This window comes from Limnothrix redekei LRLZ20PSL1 (genome assembly GCF_043235035.1).
GTDB lineage: Bacteria > Cyanobacteriota > Cyanobacteriia > CACIAM-69d > CACIAM-69d > CACIAM-69d.
The window spans coordinates 23,064-29,536 of sequence record NZ_JAZAQF010000051.1 but is presented as its reverse complement, the minus strand read 5'-3'; the positions used below and the strand labels follow the sequence as shown (position 1 = coordinate 29,536).

Sequence of the window (6,473 nt, the reverse complement as noted above, 5' to 3'; positions counted from 1 at the left end):
CAGGGTCTCCCCGCCCAGTTCCAGGGTCTCCCCGCCCAGTTCCAGGGTCTCCCCGCCCAGTTCCAGGGTCTCCCCGCCCAGTTCCAGGGTCTCCCCGCCCAGTTCCAGGGTCTCCCCGCCCAGTTCCCGTGATCCTTGGGTGTTCCCAGGGGTGGACAGGGTTGTAGCGATCGTCCGGGTCAGGGTTGGGAGACCCAACCCCTACGGCGCTCGAGATTTTAGAAACTCCCCAGACAGGATTCGAACCTGTGACCAATCGATTAACAGTCGACCGCTCTACCGCTGAGCTACTGAGGAATGTGCGTCCAACGCGGAAACTAAGATAATCGCCGCAGCTAGGGTTTGTCAAGCAAATTGCTCAAGAAATTTTGAACGCTTCCGTTTGGGGTCTGCGAGGCGGTCGAAAAATTTCGGGGAATTTTTGACGATTCAGGCTCCTCTGAGCGCACAACACGTTGAACCACAGCGATCGAGCGGCTCTTGGCTTGAATACCCCAGGATTCGGCGGCGCAGATCCGGATCCTCGCCCCCTTGCCCGAAACATTGGCAGGGAGGATTGTGCAACCCGGCAAATCCGCAACCCCATCCTCAAAAATGCGCTGTTTCAATCCGGTTGGTGAACTGGCTGAGGAAAGCGACGGTTTCAGGGGCGGTTGCCAAGCTGGATAGTCTCGGAAACAGGTCGCCACAAGCTTTATCCCATCTGCCCTTGGGCGTTTTAGGTGTCTGCGATGGTCGATCGCCCCGAAGCAGGGGGCCGATTGCGATCGAGCCAGTGACACAGACGTGCGATCGGCACTGGGGCTAGCTCCGTAGAGTGAAGCTGTCAAGAGAAACGCACCTCCCAAGCGCTTCCCCGACAACCTTCGTCGTCACCGTTGTGTTGTGCATCCTGAGGTAAGAATCGTGAACGCTCAACTGGCCACCGCCCCCCAAGTCCGCCGCCCTTCCAGCCCCGTTCCCGCCGCGACCGTTGCCCTCAGCCTTGTGCCAGCCCCCGCCGATGCCAGCGCCCAAGTACAGATGTTGTTGGATGAAGTGGTGAATTCGGTGGGACAAATGCCCACCCGAGCGATCGCCACAGTTGAGCGCATCCTGAGCGAAGTCAGCCGTGTTTGCCAAAAGAGCGATCGCATCCAAGCTTCCGGCCAAGTGGACGATTGGGCCCTGTCCTTGGCTCGTCACCGGCTCCAAAAATGCCTGGCTTACTATAAGCGCGGCTCCGAGCGTGGCCGAGTGGAACTGCACAGCACCCTCAGCGCCATGGTCTATCGCTACATTGCTCCGGCCCAAGCGGAACTGAGCTTCCAGGCCCGCTACACGCTGATTGAAGATTTCATGCAAGCGTTTTACATCGAATCCCTGCGGGCTTTTCGGCGGGAAAACGATTTGCCTGAGACCTACCAACCGCGCACCCGGCTGGAGTTGGCTGAATATCTCTCCTTCGCAGAGCAATATGCCAAGCGCCGCATTTCCCTGCCCGGTTGCCGCAACCAACAATTGATCGTGCTGCGGGCGAAAAGCTTTGCCCGTCGCCAACCGCCGGAAGTGGCGATCGACATGGAATTGGCCGTGGAAGGGGGCAAAGGCGAAGAGGCTGAACAATATGCCCGCAGCAGCGCCGTGCAGCAGGTGCGCGAGCAGATGGTTTCGGAGGCGATCGACCCGGCGGAAGCGGTTCTGCGCGATCGAATCTTGAACGAACTGGTGGACTATCTGCGCAACCAAGGTCACCACGACTGCGTGGATTACCTGTCCCTAAAAATGCAAGACCTGTCTGCCCCGGAAATTGACGAAGTGTTGGGCCTCAGCCCTCGCCAGCGGGACTATTTGCAACAACGGTTTAAGTATCATGTGGAGCGCTTTTCCCGGATGCACAACTGGGAATTGGTTCATCAGTGGCTTGGGGCCGATGTGGACGATCGCCTAGGGATGTCCGGTGCGCTGTGGACCTTGTTTTGGGAGCAACTGACCCCCGAGCAACAGCAACTGGTGCAACTGAAGCAAGCTCAAAAAGACGAAAAAACCATTGGTAAAGCGATCGGCTGTACCCCCAAACAGGTGCAAAAACGCTGGTTCAAACTGCTGACCTTTGCTTGGCAAGTGCGTAACGGTGAAGTAACGCTGCTGCAAGAGGCCTAGGCGATCGACCCATTTCCCCCCTTAGGGGCCGATCGTTCAGGAATTCAGCCCCTTCGGTAACGACGAAATTCAACGGCAGGCCCCGCGCCTGCCGTTTTTGTTGGCTGGTCAACTTCAGGCAATCTGTTAGAGTAATTGGAAGCTCCGCACCACCGACCCTGCGGGCTGCCGCCAAAGCGGTATGCTCGTTTCCAACCGACGAGAAAGACCCACAGCACCTATGAAATCGAAAGCATTTTGGGGCTTGGTTTCCCTGGTGGCGGCTAGCGTGCCTACGGTGGCCCAAGCTGCGCCTGCGTTGAACCCCCACATCAAAGTTGACTACCACGAGCAAAGCCTTGCTCAAGAGGTGGTCTATGGAACCTACTACGATGGCCCTCGCCTGCGCGTGGTGACCGATCCGACTGGTGCAGCTCTGCGCAAGAGCTTTGAGTTCCCGATCGACCTCTCGATGAAGAAAGAGAGCAGCATCACCACCAGCACTCCGATCACCGATCGCTACAAGATTCACCAATTTGGTGATTGCAACAGCGACAACAAAATTACCTTCGAAGACCTCGATATTCACCGGGGCATCTGCAACTCGCGTTTCCAAGCTTGGTCGCGCGAAGTGCAAGAGTGCATGAAGGCTGGCCCCGTGCTGATCCGTGACCTGACTGGCAACGAAGTGTTCATCTACAACAAGGACGGCCAAGAGCTGTCGCGCGATATTGTGCTGAATGCTTCCGGCAAGGCCGTGTGCCGTCAGTTCATCGGCCGCGCCACCCCCGTGAGCATGGAGCGTCAGTGCCGTGACGTGGTGGTTGAGCAACGTCCGTTCGTGGCTCCTTCCGCGCCGATGGTTCCCTCGGGCCCAATTCAAGGCCTGTGGTAAATTAGCCCCTCCTGCTCTGGTTGCTGCATTCGGTTTCAACGCCGAATCGTGATCAATGCTGGCGGAGTCTAAATCAGCGGAGTGAAGCAGCGGAGTTTAGATCCAGTCTCAAGACTTTCTAGGCTCGCTGCAGCAAAGTGCTCTGGCGAACAACTCTGAAAAGGGTTTTTGAAAAAGGGATTGGTTTCGGCCAGTCCCTTTTCCATTGCTGGTTGCGGTTATTGGTTGCGGTTATTGATTGCGGTTATTGATTGCGGTTGAGCTAGGGAGCTGATCGCTTGCACTTGGGAAAATCCGTTTCCAAAGCCAAAAATGCAGGGCAGGGCGTTTTGGTGGTGAGGTTTTCGGGCTTGTTCCAGGTGAAGGGGGCCTGTTGCTCGGCCGCCATCCACAGCAGTCGCTTCGCCCGGGTCATAGCCACATAAAGCAGGCGATATTCTTCGGCCACTTTTAACCAACGGGCTTGGTGGGTGGCGATCGCGATCGGGGGAAGTTTGGCGGCTCCATGCACCCGATCGCGAATTTGGGCCCGTAAACAGTCGCCCAAGTTAAATGCCCCCAAAAACTCCATTTGCAAAGGCACACGCGCTTCGGTGCTGAAATAGTCGCTGTGGAGGAAGGGCAAAAAGACCCCATCCCAGTCGAGGCCTTTGGCTTTGTGGGCGGTGATGATGGTGAGCTGGCCGGGGCGGGTGTAGGGGGACTCGGGCAACTCCTCGGCTTCGACGGGGGCGAAGGTTTCGTTGCTGACAATTTCAGCGAGGTTGTTCAGGGTGGTTTCTAGCCGTTGGTCACCCCGATCGCGCTGCACGAGGGTTTCGATCAACTTGTCGGTGGTGGCCAACTCGGCGCGATCGTAGCCCAAGGTCATGGCCAAAAAGGACAGAAGGGCATAGTGGGGCAAATGCAGCCGGGCGGCCAAAATGCCAGCACAAATGCGCCGGGCCTGGCGGGCCGGTTCTGCCAAGGGTGGATCCAACGGTCCCGGATAGAGAAACTGTTCGGGCTGGGCGGCCAGGCTGTCCAGGTCTTGGGTGAGGATTCGTTGTCGATCGACCAAAACCCGCAGCAGGGCCTTCAGGTATTGGGGCGAGTGGGGCCGATCGAGAAATTGCAACAGGGTCAACATTTCCCCGGGCACGTGGGATTGGCGATCGCTGGCTCCCACTTCGTAAAGATTGAGCCGATCGCCAAATCGATCGCCCAAGGATTTGGCCACCCAGCGCCCCTGATCATTGGTGCGCACCAAAACCGCCAAGCTGAGATCGGGGGCCTTGGCCCACAGGTCGATCGCCCGTTGGCCAATTTGGGCGATCGACTGGTGAATATCGGCGGGACGCACCAACTCCAGCCCCAATCCGAGCGGCGTTGGGTTGGCGTTCGGCTGGGGGTCGTTGGGTTCTGCCGCTTGAATGCATTGCAACTCAAAGGGTGGCAGGGCCGATCGAGTGCCAATCTGTTGGGTGAGGCGGGGAAATTCCCGATCGTTCGTCCACTGCACCAGGACGTTGGCCGCTTCCAGAATGATCAGGCTGCTGCGTCCCGATCGATCCATTTGGGCAAACCGTCCCTGCGATCGACAGGCTTCGCAAAACCGCCGAAAGAATACCGGATCGGCCGGCGTGAAGGAGGAATTAATCGCCTGATTGGGATCTCCCACCCGCACCAAGTTCACCGCATTCGTGGCCGGGTCGATCGCCAATTGTTCCAACAGCCGCGCTTGCAGGGGTGAGGAATCCTGTGCTTCATCCTCAAATACCGCAAAAATGCGCGATCGCCAGAGGCTAGCCGCTTCCGGATCCGCCAAAACCCGCAAGGCCGCCAAAATCATGTCGTCATAGTCGATCGCATTGCGCCGTTGCAGTTGGGCTTCATAGGCTTCGTAGAGACCCGCCGCGATCGCCAAACCCGGGTAGCGATCGGCGGCCAGCTCCGGCGCTTGGCCCATGTGCTGCAAATCTGCGGGTTTCAGACCCGAGCTTTTGGCCTCGCGCACCACCGTTAGCATCAACTCCGGCAACAAATCCGTTCGCAACACGGACAGTCGCCGCAACCGTTCCGCCTCTTCCCCGTCAAATTCCAGCCCCTCCAGCAATAGTCCGTAGAGAGATGGATGTTGGGTAATCCAATCATCAACGGCATTGGCGATCAGTCGGTGCTGGCGATCGGGAGACACCAGGGTGCGATCGCGCTCCATGCCCGACAGTTCCGGATTGCGTCCGGCAATTTGCAAGGCCAGCCCATGGAGGGTTTGCACCGTGAATCCCTGGCGCGGGAGGCCCAATGTTTGCAGGGATTCGCGAATTTTGGCCTTCAGGTGGGCCGCTGCCGATCGGGTAAAGGTCACCACGGCCAATTGGCGGCGCGCGTCTAACTGGAACCGGGCGATCGTCAGGGCTGCTGCTCGGGCCATGCCCGTGGACTTGCCCGCGCCCGGCACAGCCGAAACCGCCAAGGGCCCGCCCGCCCAGTCAGCAATTTCCCGCTGGCCCGGCCGCAAACCATCCCGTAACCGTTGCCAAGCGATCTCGTCTCGACTGCTGGTGATGACCATGCTGGTTATCTTGCTCGTGATTTCCGCAATGATTCGGCCCAAAACTACTTAGCCCAAAACTACTCAGCCCAAAACTATTCAGCCCAAAACTATTCAGCCCAAAACTAATGGAGTGCTTGGGGAGGGTTGAGGAGTTGAAAAAATCGCTCGATCGTTTGCCAAATTGGCTCGATCGCTTCGCCCATGCCGTGATCCGTTTCCAGTTCGATCAACTCCACCCAAGGATGGCTCGCTGTCCACTGCTGACTCAGCTCGATCGACACCGTGCGATCGGCCCGTCCATGCAAAATCACCGTTGGCAACACCCGCTGAAGCTTGGACTGATCATAGCGCTGGGCATCTTCCCAAAAGCCCAACCCCAAGGGCAGCTCTTTCCCCGCTGTGTAGTGATAAACCATCAACTGGCCGCTCCTTTGCCATTGGTCTAACTGATCCGGCGACAGGCGATCGTGCCAACTGTGGGGAAATCCCAAGGCCGGAGCCAACAGCCCCAACCGTTCCACCTGGGGGCATTGTTCCGCCAGCCACAGGGCCGTCAAGCCACCAAAGCTCGAACCAATCAGCCCGATCGGTTCCTCCGGCGTTTGGTTAATTAAGGCTTGCACTTGCTGGATTTGGCGGCTGAGGGTCAACCCGGTGAATCCCCCCTCATTAAAGTCGGGAATTTCAAGGGTGATTTGATGCTGTTGGAATCGATCGGTCAAAGCCCTGGCCTTAAACGAACTGGGGCCCGAAGCAAAACCGTGCAGGTAGAGATAGCGCATAGAGCTGGATCCAAGCCAGGGAAAAACAGCAAACGAGCAGCATGATCGCCGTGATCACCACAGTTACGATCCCAACATTGCGATCGCCCTGATTGGTCAAATGTTCACCAAATTTTTAATAGATTCTCAGCAGAACATC

The 6,473-nt window shown here is 57.7% G+C and carries 5 protein-coding genes and 1 tRNA gene; 2 read left to right on the top strand and 4 right to left on the bottom strand.

The features are described from left to right. The coding region (locus tag VPK24_RS08900) for a hypothetical protein (RefSeq protein WP_393012273.1) at nucleotides 1–198 on the bottom strand (198 nt) is incomplete at its 3' end. Nucleotides 199–225: 27 nt separating this feature from the next. Further along, nucleotides 226–297: transfer RNA gene (locus tag VPK24_RS08895), tRNA-Asn, on the bottom strand. A 609-nt stretch (nucleotides 298–906) separates the two neighbouring features. On the opposite strand from VPK24_RS08895, the gene VPK24_RS08890 reads away from it, so the two are divergent. Beyond that, nucleotides 907–2,142, top strand: coding sequence for a HetZ-related protein (locus tag VPK24_RS08890; protein ID WP_393012271.1), 1,236 nt, complete (start codon nucleotides 907–909; stop codon nucleotides 2,140–2,142). Between the two features lie 220 nt (nucleotides 2,143–2,362). After that, nucleotides 2,363–3,016, top strand: a complete 654-nt coding sequence (locus VPK24_RS08885; protein ID WP_393012269.1) for a hypothetical protein — start codon at nucleotides 2,363–2,365, stop codon at nucleotides 3,014–3,016. A 262-nt stretch (nucleotides 3,017–3,278) separates the two neighbouring features. Here the strand turns inward: VPK24_RS08885 and VPK24_RS08880 are convergent, their stop codons facing one another. Together VPK24_RS08880 and VPK24_RS08875 are read right to left on the bottom strand one after the other, a co-directional pair. Then, on the bottom strand, nucleotides 3,279–5,570 hold the full coding sequence (locus tag VPK24_RS08880; RefSeq protein WP_393012267.1) for an ATP-dependent helicase: 2,292 nt from the start codon (nucleotides 5,568–5,570) through the stop codon (nucleotides 3,279–3,281). Between the two features lie 104 nt (nucleotides 5,571–5,674). After that, nucleotides 5,675–6,334, bottom strand: a complete 660-nt coding sequence (locus VPK24_RS08875; protein ID WP_393012265.1) for a YqiA/YcfP family alpha/beta fold hydrolase — start codon at nucleotides 6,332–6,334, stop codon at nucleotides 5,675–5,677. Nucleotides 6,335–6,473: the final 139 nt, after the last annotated feature.